The sequence below is a fragment of the Shewanella sp. OMA3-2 genome (assembly GCF_021513195.1).
Lineage (GTDB): Bacteria > Pseudomonadota > Gammaproteobacteria > Enterobacterales > Shewanellaceae > Shewanella.
Map to the genome: position 1 here is coordinate 3,974,086 of NZ_CP090974.1, position 22,624 is coordinate 3,996,709.

A 22,624-nucleotide genomic window follows, 5' to 3' on the forward strand; every position below is an offset into this window, starting at 1 on the left:
ACTTTTTACAAACATAGCTCAATCATTAAACAAAACACCGTTAGCCTAACTAATTCTGTAACAAAAATGCCCAGTCTTACTCTTATGTCTTATCGCCCTTACCTGCCATAAAATAGGGTTAAACTGAGTTTTAAGATGTGAGAAACAATAATGCCCGCAATAGCGGGCATTATTGTTTCTCACGTTAAGCGATTGACACTTATTCGTCAGAGTCACCTAACGATAACAAGGTCGCATTGCCACCAATGGCGGTAATGTTATTGGTGCGGGTTTTCTCGGTAACAAAACGCGTTAAATAGTGTGGTCCGCCTGCTTTAGGACCAGTACCGGATAACCCTTGACCACCAAAGGGTTGTACGCCTACTACCGCGCCAATTTGGTTACGGTTAATATACACATTACCCACATTAACTTTATCAGCAAGGCTTAAAGCATGGCCTTCGTTACGGCTATGAATACCTAAGGTTAATCCATAACCCGTGCTATTAATTTCATCGATAACCTTACCTAAATCAGCGGCCTTGAAACGAATAACATGCAGAATTGGGCCAAAATGTTCTTTGTCTAACACTTTAATCGAATCAATCTCTACCGCTGTCGGTGCGACAAAGTGACCATTTTCAGTCCCTGCTGGCAGCTCAAGTTGGTTAATCAATTTGCCCACTTGCTTAATATGATCGATATGGGCATTTAAATTCGCTTTGGCTGCCGCATCAATAACTGGACCCACATCTGTTTTCACAGAACTTGGATTACCAATGGTTAATTGCTCCATTGCGCCTTTCATCACTTCAATAACACGATCAGCAACATCATGCTGTACGTACAGCACACGTAATGCTGAGCAGCGCTGACCCGCACTGGTGAAAGAGGCAGACACGATATCATTCACCACTTGCTCAGGTTGTGAGGTTGAGTCCACCACCATCGCATTTTGGCCACCGGTTTCGGCAATTAACGGAATAATCGCACCGTCACGGTTGGCTAAAGTACGGTTAATGAGCTTAGCTGTGCCCGTTGAACCGGTAAAGCACACACCGCCAATACGCTCATCAGCGGTTAATACTGCACCCACTGTCGCGCCAGTACCTGGTAGGAATTGTAATACATCGGTAGGAATACCCGCTTCATGCGCCAACTGAACCGCGCGATAACCGACTAAGCAAGTTTGCTCAGCAGGTTTAGCAATAACAGTATTACCTGCGGCTAATGCAGCACTGGCTTGACCTAAGAATATCGCTAAAGGGAAGTTCCAGGGACTGATACACACAAAGATACCGCGGCCTTGTAAGAACAACTCATTCAACTCACCTGTTGGGCCAGGAAGTAATTCTGGCTTAGCCATCATTTTCTTCGCTTGCACCGCATAATAGCGACAAAAATCGACGGCCTCACGGACTTCATCGATGCCGTCTTGAATGCTCTTACCAGCTTCACGGGTACACAGTGCAATCAGCTCTTCACGATTTTCTTCTAATAAATCTGCCAGCTTTTGCAATGCAGTTGCACGGATTTCGACAGGGGTACGTGACCAGCGAACAAAAGCCGTTTCAGCTGATGCGATAGCGGTTTCAATCGCCTGGCTATCAGCAAAGGCTACTTTACCAACCAACTTAGTGGTGTCAAATGGGCTAACAACATCTTGCATTTCACCAGTTAAGGTTTTGCCATTAACTAATGGGCCTGCTTGCCATTGTGTTTGAGCGTATTTTTCGATTGCTGCAAAAAATGGCTCAGACTCTGAAATGATGTTCATATTTAATCCTTTAGAATTTTTACGCTCAGCGCCGAATATATCCGCCGGTTTAACAATCTTATGATTGGTAAAGCTCTTATAGCCTTTAAGTGTCACCAAAGGGTGTACCACTAAAGACTCGATTGGGGTTTTCGGGTCAACCAACTTATGTACAAACGACGTATTAGCACCGTTCTCTAATAAACGACGCACTAAGTAAGGCAGTAAATCTCTGTGGGCACCAATAGGCGCATAAATACGCACCGCTTTAGCACCACTTTCAGCAAGCATAGTGTCATAAAGCTCTTGTCCCATTCCATGTAAACGTTGGAACTCGTATAAACGATCACCCGCCATAGCATCTATACTCGCGACAGTTTGTGCATTATGGGTGGCAAATTGTGGGTAAATGTTACCGCGAGTTGATTCAGATAATAAAAAGCGTGCACAGGCTAAATACGATACATCGGTACCCGCTTTACGTGTATAAAGCGGATAACCTGCTTCGCCCGCTTGTTGAGCCCATTTAAGCTCACTGTCCCAATAAGCACCTTTTACTAAGCGCAATGGAATTTCATCACCTTGATCTTTAGCAAGGCGGTTAATCCAACATAATACTGGTAAACAACGCTTAGAATAAGCCTGAACCACAATACCGAGTAAACCCCAGCCCTTAGCTTCTTCTGACTGATACAGCTTTTTGAATAACGCTAAAGATAGCTCTAAACGATCAACCTCTTCTGCATCAATTGAAATACCAATATTCAACTGGCGGGCTTGCACTATTAGCTTAATTACTGTGTCATATAATTCAGTTAATACGCGATCGATATTGGCCACTTCATAACGCGGATGCAACGCTGAAAGCTTAATCGAAATAGTCGGTCTTGGTGCGTCAGTTTCATCGTATGCCTGCGCACCAAGATCGCGAATAGCATTGCTGTAATCGGTAAAATATTTTTGTGCATCTTTGGCTGTTAATGCCGCTTCACCCAACATGTCATAACTGTGGGTATAGCCCATTTCACGTTTGTCTTCGCTATTTTTTAGCGCTTCTTTAACATTGCGCCCAAGTACAAACTGTTTACCCATGATCTTCATCGCTGCCAGCATAGCTTGGCGGATCACAGGCTCACCCAATCGGTTAATTAAACGATTAAGTAAATGACTAGGGGTGCCATCAACCTTACGATCTAGCTTAACTATTTTACCCGTCAACATCAGTCCCCAAGTAGAGGCGTTAACCAATACAGAAGTACTTTTACTGATATGTGCATCCCACTTAGCACCTGATAACTTATCATCAATTAGAGCATCGGCTGTATCAGCATCTGGAATGCGCAATAACGCTTCAGCCAGACACATTAAAATAATGCCTTCTTGGGTTTCTAAGCTATATTGCTGTAAAAAAGCATCAACACCAACCATCAAACCTTTTTTTCAAATTGGCGAACCTTAGTCACCAATTCATGGGCTCGACGAGTTACCTGTTGAATCTCTTCATCTGATGAAGGCACCAGCGTAATTAACTCTGCTAGATATTGCTCTTCATCAACAATGTAATTATCAGTAACTGCTTTAAACAATTCTTCGAGAGTGGCGTTGTCATAGCGACCGCCCAATACTTCACTCGCTTTGAACATCATAATCGCTTCCATCATGGTCAGTTGAAGGAGGGTAAAAACCAATGGGTGTGACGTACATTACAGCATTTTATTTTGTATACAATGTACGATTCGGGCGAGTATACAATCAAAATGTGATCAAGAACACTCTCTATTAACCCATAAATACGCTTCAGTGCACATAAAATGTAGCTGTAGGTTTACCTGTTTAATAATAGATAGCTTAATGACAGTATCACCAATATAGTTTGTTATTTAATATCATAATCTTACATGGGTAATAACAAAAAAGGCCAACAGTTAATATGTTGGCCTTTTTGTTTTAAAAATTTGATATATCGTCGGTTAGTTACATCCACCGATTCTTTTTACGTAACTGAGGGCGAGGTAAATATACTAAAACAATCCCAATTAATGCACCAATACCTGCAATAATACCGCCTTGTTGCCACATCTGAAATTGTTGATCTTGTTTGGTCGTATCAACTTTAGCTTGGGCTATATCTCGTTCAGCTAAGGCTTTTTCTAAGGCCGCTTGCAACTCTGTCACTTTTTGCTTGGCTACCTCAAAGTCTTGAGTAACGTTATCGGTTCCTAATGATATTTGATTAAGTTGCTCATTAACCTTAATAAGCTCTTGCTCAACCTCGGGAAAACGCTCTCTTAAACTAGGTTGCTCAGTAACAAAAACACTACGAACCCAGCCCTCACGACCTTTATTATCAATAATTTGAGCATACTCACCTTCAGTTTTACCTAAAAACTGAATAGGTTGGCCCGCTTCGACACTACCAATAATGCGAAACTCAGTACCTGGCCCCCCATGAATATAGGTAAACACATCATCTGAAATATAATGTGAAGACGTTTGAGCATTAACGCTCAACGACAACAATAACAAAACAAAAAAATTAATGACTTTCAACACAGTCTTTTCCCTAACGCTATCTACTAGCAATCATGTTATTTATGTAATCCCATTAATGCTATTTACTTAATCCCATTAATGCAAGAAGGAAGTCGTATGACTTCCTTCTTAAGTCGAGATTAACGTCTATTATTAACTAAAGATACCTTTAATTATATAGAAGAACACGATAGATAAGCCTGCTCCGGCTGGTAAAGTGACCACCCAAGATATTACGATGTTACGAACTACACCGATATTGATTGCAGCAATACCACGCGCCATTCCCACACCTAACACTGCGCCGACTAAGGTTTGTGTTGTAGAAATAGGTAAACCTGTTCCTGAAGCCAGTACAACCGTAGAAGCGGCTGCTAGCTCAGCCGCAAAACCACGACTTGGCGTTAAATGAGTAATGTTTTTACCGATAGTTTGCATCACGCGCTGGCCAAATATCGCCAAACCTAACACTATACCGACAGCACCTAACGGTAGTATCCACCACGCCAAAACAGCTTCAGAGCCAATAATACCACCGCTTTCAACTACTGATACTACAGCAGCTAATGGGCCAATAGCATTAGCAACATCATTTGAGCCGTGAGCAAATGCCATACAACATGCAGTAACAACCATCAAAATAGCGAACACTTTCTCAACGTTACCAAATTGTGTTTGACGGTCTGCTTTTTCACTCATTTTTAAACGAGAGATTGCCACTTTTCCCAAAAGACCCACAACAAGCGCAACTACACCAGCCAGTATATAAGCTTCTAAAGTAGAGAAATGCAGCCCAACATGTTTTAAACCTTTTGTGATGGTCACAAGTGACATCACAAAGCCTGCTAACGCCATATAAAATGGGACATAACGTTTGGCATTACCCAATGGGTCTTCGGTATCAAAAATCAGTTTTTGCACACTTTGGAAAATGGTATAAGCAATGAAACCTGAAATAGCTGGGGTAATAACCCACGAGCCAATAATCCCAATCACTTTACTCCAGGCAACGGCATCAACATTGACACCTACCGCAGCAAAACCAACAATAGCACCAATAATTGAATGAGTGGTCGATACTGGCCAGCCTAACGCTGACGCGACAACTAACCAAATACCCGCGGCAAGTAGCGAACCAATCATACCGTAGACTAGGTATTCAGGCACTGCAGCGAAGTAGCTCGCATCAATAATGCCTTTACGGATAGTACTTGTGACTTCTCCGCCTGCCAAAAAGGCACCAGCAAATTCAAAAATCATTGCGATAATAATCGCTTGTTTAATGGTAATGGCGTTAGAACCTACAGAGGTTCCCATTGCATTGGCAACATCATTTGCGCCAATACCCCACGCCATCAAAAAACCAAATGCAGCCGCGAGCGCTATTAGCGTAGGGCCGTTGGTGATTAATACATCAACCATGTCTTTTCCTTGATAACCTTGTGATTAGTTACGAGCTAACATAACTTCTAGGCGGGAACCGACTCGCTCAGCAATATCTGCCAAACCTCCCACCCACTCGATAATTTTGTATAAAAACATTACATCAACTGGATTAAATTCTGATTCAACAGCATACAATTGACGGCGAACCTGGACTTGAAGATCATCTGAATCTTCCTCAATTTTGTCCAATTCGTTGATCATATTGGCAACCAACTTGACTTCACGACCACGAAAACCGGTTTCGAGTAAATCATCAAGTTCATTAATTGCTTGTTTTGCTAACGCAACAGCATCAAGACAACGCTTAAGGTAAGCATTGAATGACTCTTGTACTGGTTTAGGGAGAACTAATTGACGCCCGATAACACGGCCAGAAATGTCTTTTGCTGTGTTGGCGATTTTGTCTTGTTGAGTTAATAACTCAAGTAAATCAGTACGCTCAACAGGCATGAACAAGCCGCCAGGCAGGGTTAAGCGAATTTCTCGTTTTAACGAATCAGCTTCTTTTTCAAGCAAGCTAATTTGTTTACGAATTTTAACCGCTTCATCCCAATCTCCAACCATTGTGGCGTCAAAGAAAGGAACAAGAAGGGCTGCACATTCATGAACTTTATCGATATGCTGTTCTAAAGGCTTTAAAGGTGATTTTGCAAATACACCTAAAATAGAGTTTACTGGCATTGCCGTTTACCTATTTAATTAATTCCAACTTGTAAAAGCGGGCGCATACTAACTCAAGCGTCCGCATAAAGAAACAGTGTAGTTTCAATTCCGCACTACTGTGATTTACACTTACAATCCAGAGTATAATTTATCTGAGCGGTGCAATCCTAAGGGATTTTTATTACAGAAATGTGACATTGTGAACTAAATATGACGCATTAATGAACATTTGATTACAAGGTAAGTAATAAGTCAATGAATGCTGAAATTGAGCTGAAACTGCTCGTCTCTACCCAAGACCATGATTCATTCATAAAAACCCTTACTAAACTGTCCAATGTATCTTACTGTAAAAGTGACTTTTTATTTAATCATTATTTCGATACAAACACATTACAATTAGCCCAATGGGATATGGGCTTGCGCATCAGAGGTTCAAAAAGCTATCAAGAGCAAACCCTTAAAACTGCTGGTAGTGTCATAAATGGTCTTCATAGCCGCCCTGAATATAATGTTCTAACCGCTGAAAAAACACCCAACCTTCTTTTTATTTCCCGAGCATATTTGGCCAAAAGGTACTGTAGTCGCCGAGCTAAATTCTGCACTACTGGCTATTTTTGACACAAATTTTACACGGCAAACTTGGATAATAAACCTCAACCAAAGCAAAATTGAGGTTGCACTAGATAGCGGAGAGGTGATTACACCAGGAAAGCGTAGTGTAATAAGCGAGCTAGAGTTTGAGCTAATAGAAGGAGAAAGTGCAGATTTAATCTTATTAGGCTTAATGGTGGCTGAATATATTCCACTCAGATTAGGTCAGCAAAGTAAGGCATTAACTGGCTATTTATTATCAGGTCGAGTTCCTTATCAATTCAATACTACCTGGCCTACTGAGTTAGATAACCTGATAAATTTAGCCCATATTTGTCCAGAAACACTAAAGCCAGTACTCAAACCATTACTCCAAGCAGGACTCAAGCATTGGCTACAGCTAGAAAGCTATTTGGAATACATGACTAACCTGAGCGATAGCAAAAGCCATCCACAAGGTGATCAACACAATAAGCAATTGACCGACACCTCGACAAGGGCAGATCTCAACCCTAGTACCTTTGAGCAACTGTTACACTGCATAATGGTCATCAACCAATCTATGCTGCAGCACAAAGTGATCAGCGAATCATTAAACCAAGATATTCTGTCACTTATAGAATTAATCAATAGCCTAAGCATCGATTTAAAAACACGACAAAACGGCACGTTAGAATTAGCAGAACAAACGTACCCACCTTTAGCCTGTATAGAAAACCTTTGGCAACATAAAGGCTATGGCAAGCTGCAACTCGCCTTAATGCAGTACCTAATAGGCTGAAGCGCAACAGGCTAAAACCAAGGCTAAATTAAAGCTCAAATGTCTTTAATCTAACCCAGTAAGGTTTCTAAGCATTGTTGTTCAATGCCATAAAAAGCTTTAATGTCGGCTATTTGTTGCAATATCGCGCTGTTGTCGCGAGGTTGGGTGCGTTTTTGAGCCAAAATCATTTTATTCTTGCTAGTGTGTTCAAGTGAAATAAATTCAAACACTTGGGTATCATAGCCGTGGGCTTCAAGCAGTAATGCGCGCAGGCCATCGGTGACCATTTCAGCTTCCTGGCCTAAATGAATACCGTGTTGTAATAAAGGTGCTAGCAGAGTCGGGCTTTTCATTTGTGGACGAATTTGTTTATGACAACACGGCGAGCACATGATAATTTCGGCGCCTGTCTGAATCCCCATATGCAAAGCGTAGTCAGTGGCAATATCACACGCATGTAAAGCAATCATGATATTAATGCCCTGTGCTTTAAAATGTTGTACATCACCCTGTTCAAACTTAATCCCAGTTAACGCTAACTTGCTTGCGGTTTGATTACATAAATCAACCAACCCTTGTCGAAGCTCTACGCCAGTAACCTGAGTGCTTACTTGCAGCTTATCGATGAAATAGTCATGCACCGCAAAGGTTAAATACGCCTTACCTGAGCCAAAATCGGCAATATGCACTTCACTGCTGTTGGCAAGGCCAGTGTTATCTATTGCCCGCGACAGTACTTCAATAAACTTATTAATTTGCTTCCACTTACGCGACATAGCGGGAATAATTTCGCCGCTGGCATCAGTAATACCTAACTCGCGTAGATAAGGACGGTCTTGTTCAACAAAACGTTTTTTGGCACGGTTGTGCGGCGCAGCTTCGTTGTTATTTTCGCTATCTATGCCACTGGCTTCAACGGCTTTAGGGGCATTTTTATTACGGTATTTATTGATCAATACCTTGCCCTTCTTACTGATACTCAGTTGGACCTCCCACTCTTGGGTGATCAAGTGCGCATTTTGAAACTCGCTTTCAAGCCACTGCTGCCACAAGGCCTCAACCTCAGCCAGCTCAACATTTTTAGTGATGTGATTAGTGCGGTATTCATATAAACAAGATATCAACCGTTGGCCTTTTAGCTCAACTGGACGCATAGCAATACGCTTAAGCTCTTTATTGTCACCACAGTATTTTGAAAACACTAAACGTTGCAGCGTATTATCAGCTACAGCATGGGTACATTGTTGTACAAAGCCATTAAGTTCGAGGGTATTAACGTTCGACATTGAAATCTCGTTTACAGTAAATAATTTAAAGCTGCGCGGCACGCAAAGGGTGATAAATCATCACTCACAGCCTATTCAGATACCCTATTCTACACCATCTTGCGCAGACAACTCTTGTCTGGATAATATTTGCCTGTGGCCATCAAGTTATCTGTAATCAACCATGCTGCTTGATTTTAATCTTACCGGTATTTTAAAGGCGTCGTCTTTCCTATGTATCAGCATAAAAAGGCACTTTGCACACAGTTAAAATGCCTTTTAAATTAAGCTATACATAGCATCGTTATCCCATCACTTTTTAGTCAGAAATAACGACCAGCGATTAAGTTGTCTATGCTCGCTTGTGCGGTGGTAAATCACGTTTGTGTATCCACAAATACAACACGGGTAGCACCAGTAACGTCAACAGGGTTGATGACATAATACCGCCTATCACCACTGTGGCTAATGGCCGTTGCACCTCGGCGCCAGTGCCAACATTCAATGCCATCGGGATAAAACCAAGGCTGGCGACTAATGCTGTCATCAACACAGGTCTTAAGCGCAGCAAGGCACCCTCAATAATCGCGTGGCGTAAATCATTGGTTTCAGACCAGCGCTGACGAATAAATTCCACCATCACTAAACCGTTAAGCACGGCAACACCAGACAGCGCGATAAACCCCACACCTGCCGATAATGACAACGGCATATCACGTAGCCATAGCGATAGCACCCCGCCTGTTAACGCTAAGGGCACACCGCTGAAAATGACCAATGAATCTTTAACAGATGAAAACGCCATCATTAATAAGCCAAAAATAATCGCTAAGGTCACTGGTACTACAATGGAAAGTCGGTTGCTGGCAGATTCCAGTTGCTCAAAGGTGCCGCCGTAATCTAGCCAATAACCACTTGGTACGTCGACATCGCTGGCAATGCGCTGCTTGACCTCCGCAACAAAGCTGCCAAGATCGCGCGCTCGCACATTGACTGTCACCACTATGCTGCGTTTACCGTTTTCACGGCTGATTTGCGCTGGAGCGGGTTTATTTTCCAATGTAGCGACTTCACCTAATGGCACATAACCACCATTGGGTAGCGGTACAGGCAAATACTGTAGATTGTCAATATCAAGGCGCAGTGCTTCGGGTAAACGTACCACTAGTTCAAAGCGGCGATCGCCTTGATATAGTTGGCCGACGGTTTCGCCGCCAATACTGGTGGCAACTAAATCCTGTAGCGTTAATATGTTGAGTCCATAGCGCGATAACGCCATACGCTTAGGGATTATCGATAACATAGGTAAACCAGTGACTTGTTCGACACTGGTATCTGCCGCCCCTTCAATGCTACTCACCACAGCGCTAATGGCATTGGCCGTGGTGACTAATTGCGCCAACGAGTCACCAAATATTTTGATGCCTAAATCGGCGCGCACACCCGAAATCAACTCGTTAAAGCGCATTTGAATCGGCTGAGCAAACTCGTAGTTATTGCCCGGCAGTTCAAATAATGCGGCTTCTAATTCTTCAACTAACACATTTTTAGGTTTATCAGGATTAGGCCATTGATCGCGAGGTTTTAAAATCACAAAACTGTCGGCAATATTGGGCGGCATAGGATCGGTTGCCACATCGGGTGTACCGATTTTAGCAAAGGTTTTTGCTACTTCATCAAATTGCAACAAACGCTGCTCAACCTGTGATTGCATCTCAATGGCTTGCTCGATACCCGTGCCCGGAATGCGCATGGCATGCAAGGTGATATCGCCCTCATCTAGCTCAGGGACAAATTCTGAGCCCATTTGAGTTAACAACCAAATAGACACGCCCACCAGCGCAGCGGTAAAACACACCACAAGCTTGCGCCACTTAAGCACCCATTCTAATAACGGCCGATATAAAGACTTAGCGCCTTTAATCACGATACTTTCTTTTTCACTGATTTTTCCGCGTAGAAAAATCGCCACAGCAGCGGGCACTAGAGTGATAGAAAGCACCATTGCCGCCAATAAGGCCATAATGACGGTAATTGCCATCGGGTGGAACATTTTGCCCTCAACACCCGATAAACTGAAAATAGGGATATACACCACAGTGATAATGGCCACGCCAAATAAGCTGGGGCGGATCACTTCTATCGTCGCTTCATACACTAATTGTAAGCGCTGGCGTAAATCTAATAATCCGCCATATTGTTGCTGTGCATAGGATAAACGCCGCACACAGTTATCGACTATGATCACCGCACCATCGACGATTAAGCCAAAATCCAGCGCGCCTAAACTCATCAAATTTGCTGAAACACCGGTTTGCACCATGCCAGTAATGGTAACGAGCATCGACAGCGGGATCACGGCGGCGGTGATTAAGGCAGCGCGAAAACTCCCTAGCAGTAAAAACAACACCACAACTACCAGTAAAGCACCTTCTAACAGGTTGGTTTTAACCGTATCTATGGTTTTATCAACCAAGGTAGTGCGGTTATACACCACATCAACAATTACGCCAGCGGGCAGTGATGGCTTAATGGCCTCAAGTTTAGCGGCAGCGGCCTGCGAAACAGTGCGTGAGTTTTCACCAATTAACATCATTGCCATGCCAAGCACGCTTTCTTTACCATCACGGGTCGCAGCGCCGGTGCGCAGCTCTTTGCCGATAGCCACCTCAGCCACATCGCGGATTAAAATCGGCTCAGAGCCATTAAGCCCGACCACAATCTGCTCAATATCGGTCATCGATTCCAGTTGCCCGGTGATCGCACTAATAGTTGCTGGCCGTTCTTTTCAATATAACCCGCGCCGCGGTTGCTGTTATTGGCTCGCAGTGCATCAGCCACTTGCTCCATCGACATACCGTATTGCAGCAACAGCCTAGGATCAGGTAACACATGGTATTGCTTGTTAAAGCCGCCAAAGGTATTTACCTCAACAATGCCTGACACTTGGGCAAGTTGCGGCTTAATAATCCACTCTTGAATTTCACGTAAGGCGATAGCATCAATAGGCGCGCCATCGGCCTGCGTCGCGCCCGCCTGTGCTGCTAACGTGTACATAAATATTTCACTAAGACCTGTCGCAATCGGCCCCATTGTTGGCTCAAGCCCTTGAGGTAATTGGGCTTTAATCGACCCAAGGCGTTCATTAATTAAGTTACGAGCAAAATAGATATCGGTGCCATCTTCAAATACCACTGTGACTTGCGATAAGCCATAGCGGGAAATCGAGCGCGTATAACTAAGGTGCGGCAAGCCATAGAGTGCGGTTTCGACTGGAAAAGTGATCCTTTGCTCAGTTTCTAACGGCGAGTACCCTGCCGCTTCAGTGTTAATTTGAACCTGCACATTGGTGATGTCGGGGACGGCATCTATGGGTAAGCGCTGATAACTCCACAATCCCGCCGCAACCAGCAGCAAGATCAGGCTCATCATTAAAAAGCGTCGCTCGATGGAGAAACGGACAATATTTTCAAACATAATGTTTCTCCTTAATGATGGTGCGCCGCGGCAGATTTTTCGATATCAGCTTTGATCAAATAGCTGTTTTCAAACACGTATTGCTCACCCACTTCAAGGCCTGATAGCACTTGAGTGTGGTTATCGTCACTGTGCCCTAAAATGACGGGCCTTAGCTCGTAACGGTCGCCTTCTTTAACAAAAACAACGTCTTGATTCTCCATATTGTGTAGCGCGTGATTCGCCACCACCAAAGGGACATCAAGGTGGGCAATTTCAATGTTGGCAGCCAGCATATCGTTAGGGGAAAATGTACCTGTGGCATTGTTGATTGGTACACGGGCAATGATCGCGGTATCGCTATTCATTGGCGGCAGTATATGTGTAATCGAGCCTTGATATGAGTTGCCACCTCCCTGCAATATGACTGCTTGGCCGACTTTTACTTGCGAGCGGACTGAAGGAAATATTTGGATTTCCGCCCATAACGTTGCGGTATTAGTGATCAACAATAAGGGCGCATTGTGAGTGGTTTCACTCACATTGACATATCGACCTTGCACCATACCGCTAATGGGTGCTAACAAGGTATAGGTTTGTAAGCTGTCATTCGATTCGACTTGCGCTAAACGCTGACCTTTTTCAACCTTATCGCCAATATTGACATAAAGATTGGTCACTACACCAGGAAAACGCGCAGTGATATTGGCGATATTATCCGCCGCGAGTGTCAGTCTGCCATAGGCTTTAACGGTTTGAGTTATGGTGCCTGCTGCCGCTGGCGTTGTTTTTATACTGACTGTTTCAGCTATTTGTGCCGCAATAGTCACATGATTGATTTCATGCTCATCGTGATCATCATCACCATGCTTATCCTCATCGTCGTGATCCTTATTTTCGTCGTGTGTATCACCCTCATCATGCTGCGCATGTTTTTTTTGTTCTGACTGTGGCTCATGACCGTGATCGTTAGATGACCAAGCTTGACTTGAAAAGGCGAAAAAAAGCCATAGGGGAAAAAGTAACTGTTTCATATTAATGATATTTCCATTTGTATTACATTAATGGCAAAGCACGGATTAATCTTGCTCTAATGCTTGGGCAGTAAGTTGTTCAATCAAGGCTTGGTTTAACAGCACTGAAGTTGCGGCTTCTATCAAGGCTAAACGGGCATTAAGCAGTTCTTGTTGGGCAGACACCCAATCGGCATAACGATAAGCCCCTTTTTGATAGGCTTTTTGGGTATGAGTAAGCGATTCAGACAAAATGGGGATTATCTCTTCTCTTAGGTGTGTAACGGCCTCAAATTGCTGCTGACGACTTGAATAGGCTTTAAATAACCGCACACGTAAAGCCAATAAAGCCGCGTCTTTTTGTGCGCTGACCTGATTTATCGCCGAATTTGCCGCTTGTACATTGCCACTATTACGCTGCCCAGCAAATAACGGCATCGAAAACCCTAATGTCAGCGCGTTATCGCCAGAAACCTCAAAGTGTTTAACGCCTATCTGCCAACGAATATCGCTACTAGACTGACTGCGAGCCAATTGCCATTCAGCTTCACGAACGCGCTGCTCATTGGCATACACTTCAATCGCTGGGGTTGTTTCTATGCGCTGATAAAGTGCTTCAAAAGACTCAACCGATTTAAACGCAAACAGATCGCCACTTAATGACAAGAAATCAGGCTGATATGAGCCCCAATAGCTCGCCAATATCACTTTACTACTGTTATAACGCGATGCTAATTCCGCCGCATTTAAGCGCGCATTCGCCAGTGCGGCTTTGGCTCGTAGTCCATCCGCTTGAGACGCTGAACCTTGACGAACCCGCTGATTAACCTGTTGGTATGTTGCCTGCGCTAACGCAATAGCACTTTCGGCAAGCTGCTGTTTTTCTTGTAAAGAAAGTGTAGTGATAAAGGTTTGCGTGACTTCGCCTAATAAATCTAAGCCAGCGGCTTTTTTCTGCGCTTCAACGTGGGCAAAACTAGTATCAACAACCGTAGTACGCGCTAACCGTTTATCACCTAACTCAATAAATGATGATAAGGCTAATGTCAGCTCAACGGCATCAACACCTGAATACTCCCCCGTACCTAATACGTTTTCAGCCTCAAAGCCGATATCGTAAGATGGAGATTGATCAACACTTAAACGTTGTCCGGCTAATGCTTGGTTGCGCCATTGAAAAACCTGTAATTGCGGATGACGACTTAATGTTAACTGAGCAGCCTTTTCTAAAGTTAATGGCTCAGATACTTTCGCATTCACGCCCCCAATAGAAGCAAACGACAGCAATAATAATGCGCTACATAAATAGCATTTATATCGTCGTAATCGATGAATATTGTTTAACATGTGTTGATAACCTTAACGTTTAATACTCGTGTTACTGACTCGATGGGTTTGTTGGCGGCAGCTTTTAGCCAAGTACTTGTCATCAGACTACAATCACAATTTAATGCCGTTCGCTACGCACATAAAAACTGAGCTTATTGACTGGCGACGAACAGTACAGTTAACCAGCAGCTCATTCATTTTCAGCATAAAAGCGCTTAAAATGGGATGAGTAATGAGTTATTCAATATAATTTATGCTAGTTTAATCCTTCCAGTAACTAGAAGGTCAATCCTCAATGAAGATCACTGCCGCAGCCAAACTGTCTGGCATTAACAGTAAAACGATTCGTTATTACGAGGAGGTAGGCTTATTGCCGCCGACAAGCCGCAATGCTAATGGTTACCGGGAATATGCCGAGGCTGATATTGAAAGATTGATTTTTATTCGGCGCTGCCGCGAGTTACACATTCCAATCAAAGAACTGATGGTCCTCGTCAATGTACAAATCGATCAGCAGTCACCTTGTCTAGAAGTAGACGACATAATCCTCACGCAACTTGAAAAAGTACGCGAAAGAATTACCGAACTGCTGCAATTGGAAAAAACGCTCAACGAGCTGGCTCATTCTTGCCAGTTTGATACCGTGTCGCAATGCCAAATTTTACAAAAATTAAAACAAAAGTGATAAGTTTATAACGCTGAAGCTTGATTTACTCTACATAGCTACTGCATATTTTATCGCTTAGGCAGTGTTGATTCGCTATCTGCAACATGTTGTTTAGGAGGTAATTTTAGTCCGAGCTTATTAGCTAATGGTTTAATAGCAGCCCCCTGCACAATGACCGAAATCAGTACAATGAAGAACACCATGTGGATCATTTCACGTGAACCTTCAACTCCAGCTGCGGCGGGGATCAATGCAAATACAATGGGCGTAGCACCTTTGAGACCGATCATTGATACAAATAAACGTTTACGCCAATTGGCTTGTTTAAACGGCAGGTAACATAGCTGCACAGCCAATGGTCGCGCGACGAGAATAAGTAATATTGCCGGTAGTAGCGATACCACGAACACGGGCATTAACTGCTGTGGAAATATCTGTAAGCCTAAAATAATGAACATTAACGATTGCGCTAACCAAGATATGCCATTGAAAAAATGCTTACTGACTTCAGCACCTTTCTTTAAATAGTTTCCCACTATAACACCGGTAATATACACAGCAATCAGTTCGTTACCGCCTAAGATCCCCGTACTGGATACCGTGATAGCAAAGGTTGCCAAAATAAATACCGGAATAAGCCCAAATTCGGGCAACTTAATGCGATTAAGTGCCCAAACCGCCATTTTACCCATAACTAGCCCAATTACGGCGCCAACACCAATCTGCTGAGCAAGATCCGATAGCACTGAAACGGCTGTCGGCGTGCCATTGGCACTATTGATAATAAAGTCGGTTAACATCACCACCATTAACAAGGCTACAGGGTCATTGGTCGCGGATTCAAACTCTAAAATAGTCCCCGTACCATGTTTTAATTGCAGTTTTTTTGACTCTAAAATAGTGAATACCGCCGCAGCGTCAGTAGATGACACTACCGCGGCAAATAACATGCAAGTGATAAGATTAAAGTCGAGTATCGCATTCAATATAAAGCCAAAAATAATGGTGGTAAAAATCACCCCAGCGGTAGATAACACCCCACCTTCTTTCCAGGCGAAATGAATGCTTTTTATCGGTGTATTCAGTCCACCAACAAAAACGATGGTATTTAAGGCTATGGTGCCAATAAGCGAGGTAAGTTGTAGATCATCATAAACAAAACCAAACTCACCGTTACCAAATACCAAGCCAACGCCCATAAAAATCAATAATGACGGTAAACCTAATGTTTTAGATGGGTGATGCAGTAAAATCCCAATGGCCACAAGGATGGAGAACCCTAAAATAATAAAATCAACTGGCATATGGGTATTCCTTAGATAATCAATATTTTATCAAATCATTATTTTAGCATTGTAATTGTCTAATCTTGCATTATGACTATTTGTTAATTGTAAAACTCGCTGTGTTTGCCAAGCTTGGAGTAGAGTGTCGCTATTATTCTCTGCTTTCAAGTAAAACCTAATCGAATTTTTAAATAACAAATCGTAAAATACTCAAACCTTTACAGCAACTCTGAAAATATGACACAAACTCAATCTGTTGGATTTAGCTTATTGAGCTCATCAATTAACCCGAATTGAGGTTAACTATCGATATGTTTCAGACCAAAAAGAGGGACTGAAATTATTCAGTCCCTCTTAAGTTTAGTCTTTTTAGCTTATTATCATCGATACCATGACAATGAAAACGATTTTCTATAATCCTAATGCTTTTGCAATACGCTGACCGTAATCAGCATCTGCTTGACTAAAATGAGCCAGCATATTTTGCTGCACATCTATACTTGCTTGACTAAGTGAACCACTAATAGTGTCAATTAAGCGTTGCTTTTCTTCCGCTGAGAACATGCGATACAAATTACCCGCCTGGCTAAAGTCATCTTGATTGTAACGACTATAGCGTGCTGCTTCACCATCTAAACGCAGTGGTGGCTCGGCAAAATTAACCATCTCTTGCAATGGTGCAGTCGAAGTATTTGGGCCATAGTTAGCACTAGCATCACCACCGGTTTGGCTATCATTAAATGGGCACTTGGTTCCCGCCATTGCCCCACCGCGTTGATGGTGATTAGCTTTAGCTGCATGCGGGCAGTTAACGGGCAACTGATTATAGTTTGCTCCAATGCGATAACGTTGAGCATCTGCATAAGCAAACAAACGCGCTTGCAACATTTTATCTGGCGATGCACCCACACCGGGACTAAGTTACTTGGCGATAGTGCCACTTGTTCCACTTCAGCAAAGTAGTTTTCTGGCATACGGTTCAGCTCAAGCTCACCGATTTCAATCAATGGATAATCTGAGTGCGGCCATACTTTGGTTAAATCAAACGGGTTGATAGCATAAGTATTCGCTTCTACTTCTGGCATAATTTGCACGTTAACCGCCCACTTAGGGAAGTTTTTATCCGCCAACGTGACAACCATGTCACGTTGTGAAGAATCAGGATCGATACCTTTTAATTTATCTGCTTGCTCATTAGTTAAATTGACCACACCTTGTTGAGATTTAAAGTGGAACTTAACCCAAAATCGCTCGCCCTTGGCATTCCAAAGTGAAAATGTGTGTGAACCATAACCGTGCATTTGGCGATAATTAGCCGGAATACCCCGATCAGACATTAAGATGGTGACTTGATGCATAGCTTCTGGGTTTTGTGACCAGAAATCCCACATTGCTTGCGGATCTTTAAGATTAGTCTGCGGATTACGCTTTTGGGTGTGAATAAAATCTGGGAACTTAATCCCATCACGTAAAAAGAATGTCGGGGTATTGTTGCCCACAATATCGTGATTACCACGAGCGGTATAGAAACGTAATCCAAAACCGCGTGGATCGCGCTCTGCATCTGCCGAGCCCATTTCGCCGCCTACGGTGGAGAAGCGTACAAACGTTTCAGTTTGCTTACCTACACCATTAAAATGATCCGCTATGGTGTAGTCACTTAAATCTTTAGTTAGTGTGAAGGTGCCATAAACACCGGTACCTTTAGCATGTACGATACGCTCAGGAATACGCTCGCGATTAAAGTGCGCCAGCTTTTCAATCAAATGCCAATCTTGCAGTAACAGAGGTCCTCTTTCACCTGCAGAAAGCGAGTTTTGATCATCAGCGATTGGCGCACCACTTTGACTGGTTAAATAATTTACATTGCTCATTCTTATTCTCCTAATTACTTTCAAGTAACCACTGTTCGATTAAATCGTAAACGGTTGCCATTGCGTCGTCCTCGGCTGTCGTTATCGTATAAAGCGATAATATAGAACAACAATAAACATTAAAAACGATTAAAAACGATGAGAGTAATCGATATAAAGAATGAATAGCGATATGAGGAAGGATCTATATATTGCAAGATCCATTAAGAAATAGAGTGAGGTTAGCTTGAGACCAGATAGCGTGAAGTTTGCCATCTCGTATTTTCGTTACTCACATTAAACACAATAAAAAACCGAAGCATGCTTCGGCTCTTATAATTTGTATAGGTGTAGATGTAGGGTTACTCTGCACTAGGATCTGTTATAGGTTCGCGGTACAACTTAACGAGGTAATAGACATCAATTAATACAATGAAAAAGTTCACTAATGCGACAGGAATAGCATCAATGGCCAGTCCATAGGCAACAAATAAAGCTGCACCGACTAAATTCCACCAGCGAAGTTTTTTAATGTTTGCCATCATTAAAGATATCGCCACCACTACAGAAGCAAGATACCCTACCCACTCCCAAATTGTCGCTGTGTCCATATTTATCCCCTATCACACTCTTTTATTGAGTATAGTCAGAGTCTGTTGATCTTCCATGCTAAAATTAATCTCAACAGACCAACAAACCCTAGCTCAATCTAAGCAGGCTTAACGTTCCACAACCGCTGCTGTCATTCGTGAGATACAACATAAATCATTAGCACTGTTATGGATTAAAATTTCCCATACTGAACTACGTTTGCCGATATGAACTGGTTTTGCTGTGGCAGTTAATGTGCCATTGCGAGAGGCTTTTAAATGATTAGCGTTAATTTCTTGGCCAACGCAATAGAACTTGGTGAAATCAACCACAAAGTTTGCTGCATAACTGGCAACGGTTTCAGCAAGTGCGATGTTAGCGCCGCCATGCACTATACCGAGTGGGTTATGTACACTAGGGTCCGCTGGCATAGTCGCTTTAAGATAATCATCACCAATCTCAGTAATTTTAATCCCTAGGGTTTGCATCAATGTGCCTTTACCATTCATCCCTGCATCTAAGCGTTCACAATCTGCAAGTGTCACTTCTCTAAACCAAATACTCATTGAATACATCCAGTTAACAATTATTTCCCCAGTGTACTGCGAGATGATGTCAGAAGAAATAATTAACTGGTAAATTGTGCTTTATAATTCATATCCTGCCGTTATGACAATAAAAAAGGGAGCATAAATGCCCCCTAATTATCTTTTACATTAAGTAAGTTAACTCAATTTTTATGGCTTAAAACTGTGCCACAAATGAGTCTGAACACAAGGTGCTCGATGCTTGGCAGATTTGATATGTTACCGAACTTGCCGTTGTGCTGAAACGATCACGGTAACGACCATCATTATTGATGTTTGCAATCATCACACCATCGCGATAAAGATCAACCGTTTCACCGATAGCGCCATCCCAACGAAGGTCAACAAGTGCACTACCACGACGTGAGACTAATGCCCGAGAAGCATAAGCGTCAATGCTATGTTCAAATACTTCGACATCCATCATGGTGGCGTTAGTATTTCCTTCAGCATCTGTTACCGTCAGGCTCACAGTGTAAACTCCCGCTGCAGCATAGCTGTATACAGGATTGGTATCCGCTGATACCGAACCGTCACCAAAGTCCCATGCATAGGTGGTTATGTCATTATTGGCATCAGAACTGGTATCTGTAAAGCTGACATTTAATCCATCAATGACATATTCAAACCCTGCAACTGGCGCTGCTGGAACTGAGTCACCTATACCTGAAATAGTAAGTCCCCAGCTGTTCAGCGTTCCGGTATCTGCTCCGACATTATCAGACACAGATAATGTCCAATCACCCATAGCCATTTCACCGTTAAACGCACTTAAATCCCATGACTTAACAATATTATCAGCGCTGCCACCATCACGGTTATGCAGTACAGATGAAGTACCATTAGGTGAGGTTAACGTCACGATAAGATCGCCAATCCAAGTATGACTAATATCAACACTTGCTGTTAATCCGAATACTTCGACATCATCCGCTACATTAATTGTGCTGGTAATACCTACCGCATTGTTATCTGGAATATTAACAGGAGTATCATTGGTGTATGGGAAATCAATCAAGCCTTGTGGATAAACCGCCAGCGCCACTGATTTAGTTTTAACGACTGAGCCATCATCACCTGTTACCGTAATGACGTAATCCCCCCAGGCAGCATTGGCTTCAGTGGCAACATTCACGCTAAAGTCATCACCCGCACCCGCTGTTGCACTGGATAAAGTCACACCGTTTAAACTAGGTGATACATCAACGGTCAAGGCCACATTGCCATTCCAACCCGCTACACTGCCTAAACTAAAGTCATAACTTACAGCACTGCCTGCTTCCACTTGCTGCGATGCAGGTGAAACAGTAAAGCGATAGCCTGGTGCAGGATTTGCTTGATCAAGGGCTGATGCCACATTTAAACGCGTACCAGCTACTGTTAACCCTGTTAATGCAGCATTAGAATCACCCGATACCATCAATAACTCTTTCATTTCTACGGCACTAAGATCCGGATTCAGTGACCACACCAAAGCCGCTGCACCAGTAACATGGGGCGTGGCCATTGATGTACCAGAATAAGTATCGTAACCGCCACCAGGTATTGTTGATAAAATAGCCGAACCAGGTGCCCCCATATCAACGCTGGTTAACCCCCATTGAGAAAATCCTGACATATTGTCATTGCGATCAGTACTGGCAATGGCCATTACAGCATCTGAATCGTAACTAGCTGGGTAACTAGCTGTAACATCATTATCTGATGCGCTATTACCCGCAGCTGCGACAAATAAGATACCTGCATCACCTGCGCTATCGATGGCATCTTTTAATGCCTGACTGAAACCGCCGCCGCCCCAAGAATTGTTTGTCGCTTTAACATCGACACCATGATTTAGTTTCAAGTTGGTCATATAGTCAATACAGGCAATAGCGCCAGCCGTTGAGCCTGAGCCGCTTGCATCTAAGAACTGACAGCCAATAATGCTGACATCCCAGTTAACGCCAACAACACCTACGCCATTGTTACCTTTAGCACCAATAGTGCCCGATACATGCGTTCCATGACCATTGCCATCCATTGGATCACCCGTATTAGCGTTCGCGTTATAGCCGTGAATATCATCAATAACACCATTGCCATCATCATCGATACCATTACCAGGGATTTCACCTGGGTTTACCCACATGTTCGCTTGTAAATCTGGATGATTATAATCAACACCAGTATCAATGACGCCGACAACCACATTGCGATCGCCCGTTGACGTATTCCATGCTAACACTGCATCAATATCAGCACCGGCTAATCCGCCTGATTGACCAGTGTTATGTAAACCCCAAAGGTCTACAAAACTTGGATCATCGGGAACACCTATTGCCCGTACAATATAATTTGGCTCAGCATATTTAACCGCCGGATGCTTGCTGATCATTTTGATTGCTTTTTCAACATCAGCACCACTTTTCAGGCTTAAACGAGCAAGTTTACCGTTTAAAAGATGGCTAAACTTATCATCCACCCCATCGGCATTTATATCTTTAATTGTTGCACCAACGAGTTTTTGCGCAGACGAACGTTCGAATTTGGTTACATTGTCTTTATACACCACCAAGATAGTATCTTGCTGATAAGTCACTGCTTGTTTAGCCATCACTGGCGCAGCAGTTGTCATTGCCATTGCAGACGCTATCGCTAATGCAACGGGTGTTATTTTAATCGACATAGACTGGTTTCCTATCATCCTTTTTGATTCCAGAACCGGTATTGCTAAATATGTCAAAGAGTCTCTTCTAACCCATAAACGGCATATTCATCCGGCAATTTTTTTACCTGCAGATTGTTGCCATAATGTAACCAGTTTGAAAAGGATGACATGGATAATTACAACTTTACTACTAA

The 22,624-nt window shown here is 43.0% G+C and carries 13 protein-coding genes and 3 pseudogenes; 3 read left to right on the top strand and 13 right to left on the bottom strand.

What is annotated here, in order from left to right:
- Window positions 1-199: 199 nt before the first annotated feature.
- The 4 genes and pseudogenes from putA to L0B17_RS17550 form a co-directional block, all read right to left on the bottom strand.
- Window positions 200-3,393: pseudogene (gene putA / locus L0B17_RS17535) on the bottom strand (bifunctional proline dehydrogenase/L-glutamate gamma-semialdehyde dehydrogenase PutA).
- 316 nt (window positions 3,394-3,709) lie between these two features.
- The gene (locus L0B17_RS17540) at window positions 3,710-4,288 is read right to left on the bottom strand and encodes a TIGR04211 family SH3 domain-containing protein (RefSeq protein ID WP_235086565.1); all 579 of its coding nucleotides are present in this window, start codon (window positions 4,286-4,288) and stop codon (window positions 3,710-3,712) included.
- Between the two features lie 132 nt (window positions 4,289-4,420).
- The gene (locus tag L0B17_RS17545) at window positions 4,421-5,689 is read right to left on the bottom strand and encodes an inorganic phosphate transporter (protein WP_235086567.1); all 1,269 of its coding nucleotides are present in this window, start codon (window positions 5,687-5,689) and stop codon (window positions 4,421-4,423) included.
- A 24-nt stretch (window positions 5,690-5,713) separates the two neighbouring features.
- Window positions 5,714-6,394: a TIGR00153 family protein gene (locus L0B17_RS17550; RefSeq protein ID WP_235086569.1), complete on the bottom strand. Its 681-nt coding sequence runs from the start codon at window positions 6,392-6,394 to the stop codon at window positions 5,714-5,716.
- Between the two features lie 237 nt (window positions 6,395-6,631).
- On the opposite strand from L0B17_RS17550, the gene L0B17_RS18335 reads away from it, so the two are divergent.
- Complete coding sequence (locus L0B17_RS18335; protein ID WP_443019907.1) at window positions 6,632-6,997, top strand: CYTH domain-containing protein; 366 nt, start codon at window positions 6,632-6,634, stop codon at window positions 6,995-6,997.
- Between the two features lie 76 nt (window positions 6,998-7,073).
- Entirely contained in the window at window positions 7,074-7,751 is a 678-nt protein-coding gene (locus tag L0B17_RS17555) for a hypothetical protein (protein ID WP_235086570.1), read from the top strand.
- A gap of 50 nt (window positions 7,752-7,801) precedes the next feature.
- Here the strand turns inward: L0B17_RS17555 and L0B17_RS17560 are convergent, their stop codons facing one another.
- The 4 genes and pseudogenes from L0B17_RS17560 to L0B17_RS17575 all read right to left on the bottom strand — a co-directional run bounded on the left by L0B17_RS17560 (window position 7,802) and on the right by L0B17_RS17575 (window position 14,814).
- Entirely contained in the window at window positions 7,802-9,019 is a 1,218-nt protein-coding gene (locus L0B17_RS17560; protein ID WP_235086572.1) for a class I SAM-dependent methyltransferase, read from the bottom strand.
- 331 nt (window positions 9,020-9,350) lie between these two features.
- Window positions 9,351-12,475 (bottom strand): annotated as a pseudogene (locus L0B17_RS17565) (efflux RND transporter permease subunit).
- A gap of 11 nt (window positions 12,476-12,486) precedes the next feature.
- Window positions 12,487-13,488 (bottom strand): efflux RND transporter periplasmic adaptor subunit, encoded by a 1,002-nt coding sequence (locus L0B17_RS17570; RefSeq protein WP_235086574.1) that lies wholly within the window; start codon window positions 13,486-13,488, stop codon window positions 12,487-12,489.
- A 45-nt stretch (window positions 13,489-13,533) separates the two neighbouring features.
- Window positions 13,534-14,814, bottom strand: a complete 1,281-nt coding sequence (locus L0B17_RS17575) for a TolC family protein (protein WP_235086576.1) — start codon at window positions 14,812-14,814, stop codon at window positions 13,534-13,536.
- Window positions 14,815-15,091: 277 nt separating this feature from the next.
- On the opposite strand from L0B17_RS17575, the gene L0B17_RS17580 reads away from it, so the two are divergent.
- Window positions 15,092-15,481 (top strand): MerR family transcriptional regulator, encoded by a 390-nt coding sequence (locus tag L0B17_RS17580; RefSeq protein WP_235086577.1) that lies wholly within the window; start codon window positions 15,092-15,094, stop codon window positions 15,479-15,481.
- A gap of 50 nt (window positions 15,482-15,531) precedes the next feature.
- Here the strand turns inward: L0B17_RS17580 and L0B17_RS17585 are convergent, their stop codons facing one another.
- The 5 genes and pseudogenes from L0B17_RS17585 to L0B17_RS17605 form a co-directional block, all read right to left on the bottom strand.
- Window positions 15,532-16,767, bottom strand: coding sequence for a potassium/proton antiporter (locus L0B17_RS17585; protein ID WP_235086579.1), 1,236 nt, complete (start codon window positions 16,765-16,767; stop codon window positions 15,532-15,534).
- Between the two features lie 393 nt (window positions 16,768-17,160).
- Window positions 17,161-18,623: pseudogene (gene katB, locus L0B17_RS17590) on the bottom strand (catalase KatB).
- Window positions 18,624-18,964: 341 nt separating this feature from the next.
- Window positions 18,965-19,213, bottom strand: a complete 249-nt coding sequence (locus L0B17_RS17595) for a YgjV family protein (RefSeq protein ID WP_235086581.1) — start codon at window positions 19,211-19,213, stop codon at window positions 18,965-18,967.
- Window positions 19,214-19,321: 108 nt separating this feature from the next.
- Window positions 19,322-19,759 (bottom strand): PaaI family thioesterase, encoded by a 438-nt coding sequence (locus L0B17_RS17600; RefSeq protein WP_226411349.1) that lies wholly within the window; start codon window positions 19,757-19,759, stop codon window positions 19,322-19,324.
- 178 nt (window positions 19,760-19,937) lie between these two features.
- Complete coding sequence (locus L0B17_RS17605) at window positions 19,938-22,448, bottom strand: S8 family serine peptidase (protein WP_235086582.1); 2,511 nt, start codon at window positions 22,446-22,448, stop codon at window positions 19,938-19,940.
- Between the last annotated feature and the right edge of the window lie 176 nt (window positions 22,449-22,624).

Bases quoted from the DNA above. Each gene is read 5' to 3' on its own strand.
- L0B17_RS17600 (WP_226411349.1), bottom strand. From the start codon at position 19,759: ATGAGTATTTGGTTTAGAGAAGTGACACTTGCAGATTGTGAACGCTTA.
- L0B17_RS17575 (WP_235086576.1), bottom strand. From the start codon at position 14,814: ATGTTAAACAATATTCATCGATTACGACGATATAAATGCTATTTATGT.
- L0B17_RS18335 (WP_443019907.1), top strand. From the start codon at position 6,632: ATGAATGCTGAAATTGAGCTGAAACTGCTCGTCTCTACCCAAGACCAT.
- L0B17_RS17545 (WP_235086567.1), bottom strand. From the start codon at position 5,689: ATGGTTGATGTATTAATCACCAACGGCCCTACGCTAATAGCGCTCGCG.
- L0B17_RS17595 (WP_235086581.1), bottom strand. From the start codon at position 19,213: ATGGACACAGCGACAATTTGGGAGTGGGTAGGGTATCTTGCTTCTGTA.
- L0B17_RS17605 (WP_235086582.1), bottom strand. From the start codon at position 22,448: ATGTCGATTAAAATAACACCCGTTGCATTAGCGATAGCGTCTGCAATG.
- L0B17_RS17570 (WP_235086574.1), bottom strand. From the start codon at position 13,488: ATGAAACAGTTACTTTTTCCCCTATGGCTTTTTTTCGCCTTTTCAAGT.
- L0B17_RS17560 (WP_235086572.1), bottom strand. From the start codon at position 9,019: ATGTCGAACGTTAATACCCTCGAACTTAATGGCTTTGTACAACAATGT.
- L0B17_RS17550 (WP_235086569.1), bottom strand. From the start codon at position 6,394: ATGCCAGTAAACTCTATTTTAGGTGTATTTGCAAAATCACCTTTAAAG.
- L0B17_RS17580 (WP_235086577.1), top strand. From the start codon at position 15,092: ATGAAGATCACTGCCGCAGCCAAACTGTCTGGCATTAACAGTAAAACG.
- L0B17_RS17585 (WP_235086579.1), bottom strand. From the start codon at position 16,767: ATGCCAGTTGATTTTATTATTTTAGGGTTCTCCATCCTTGTGGCCATT.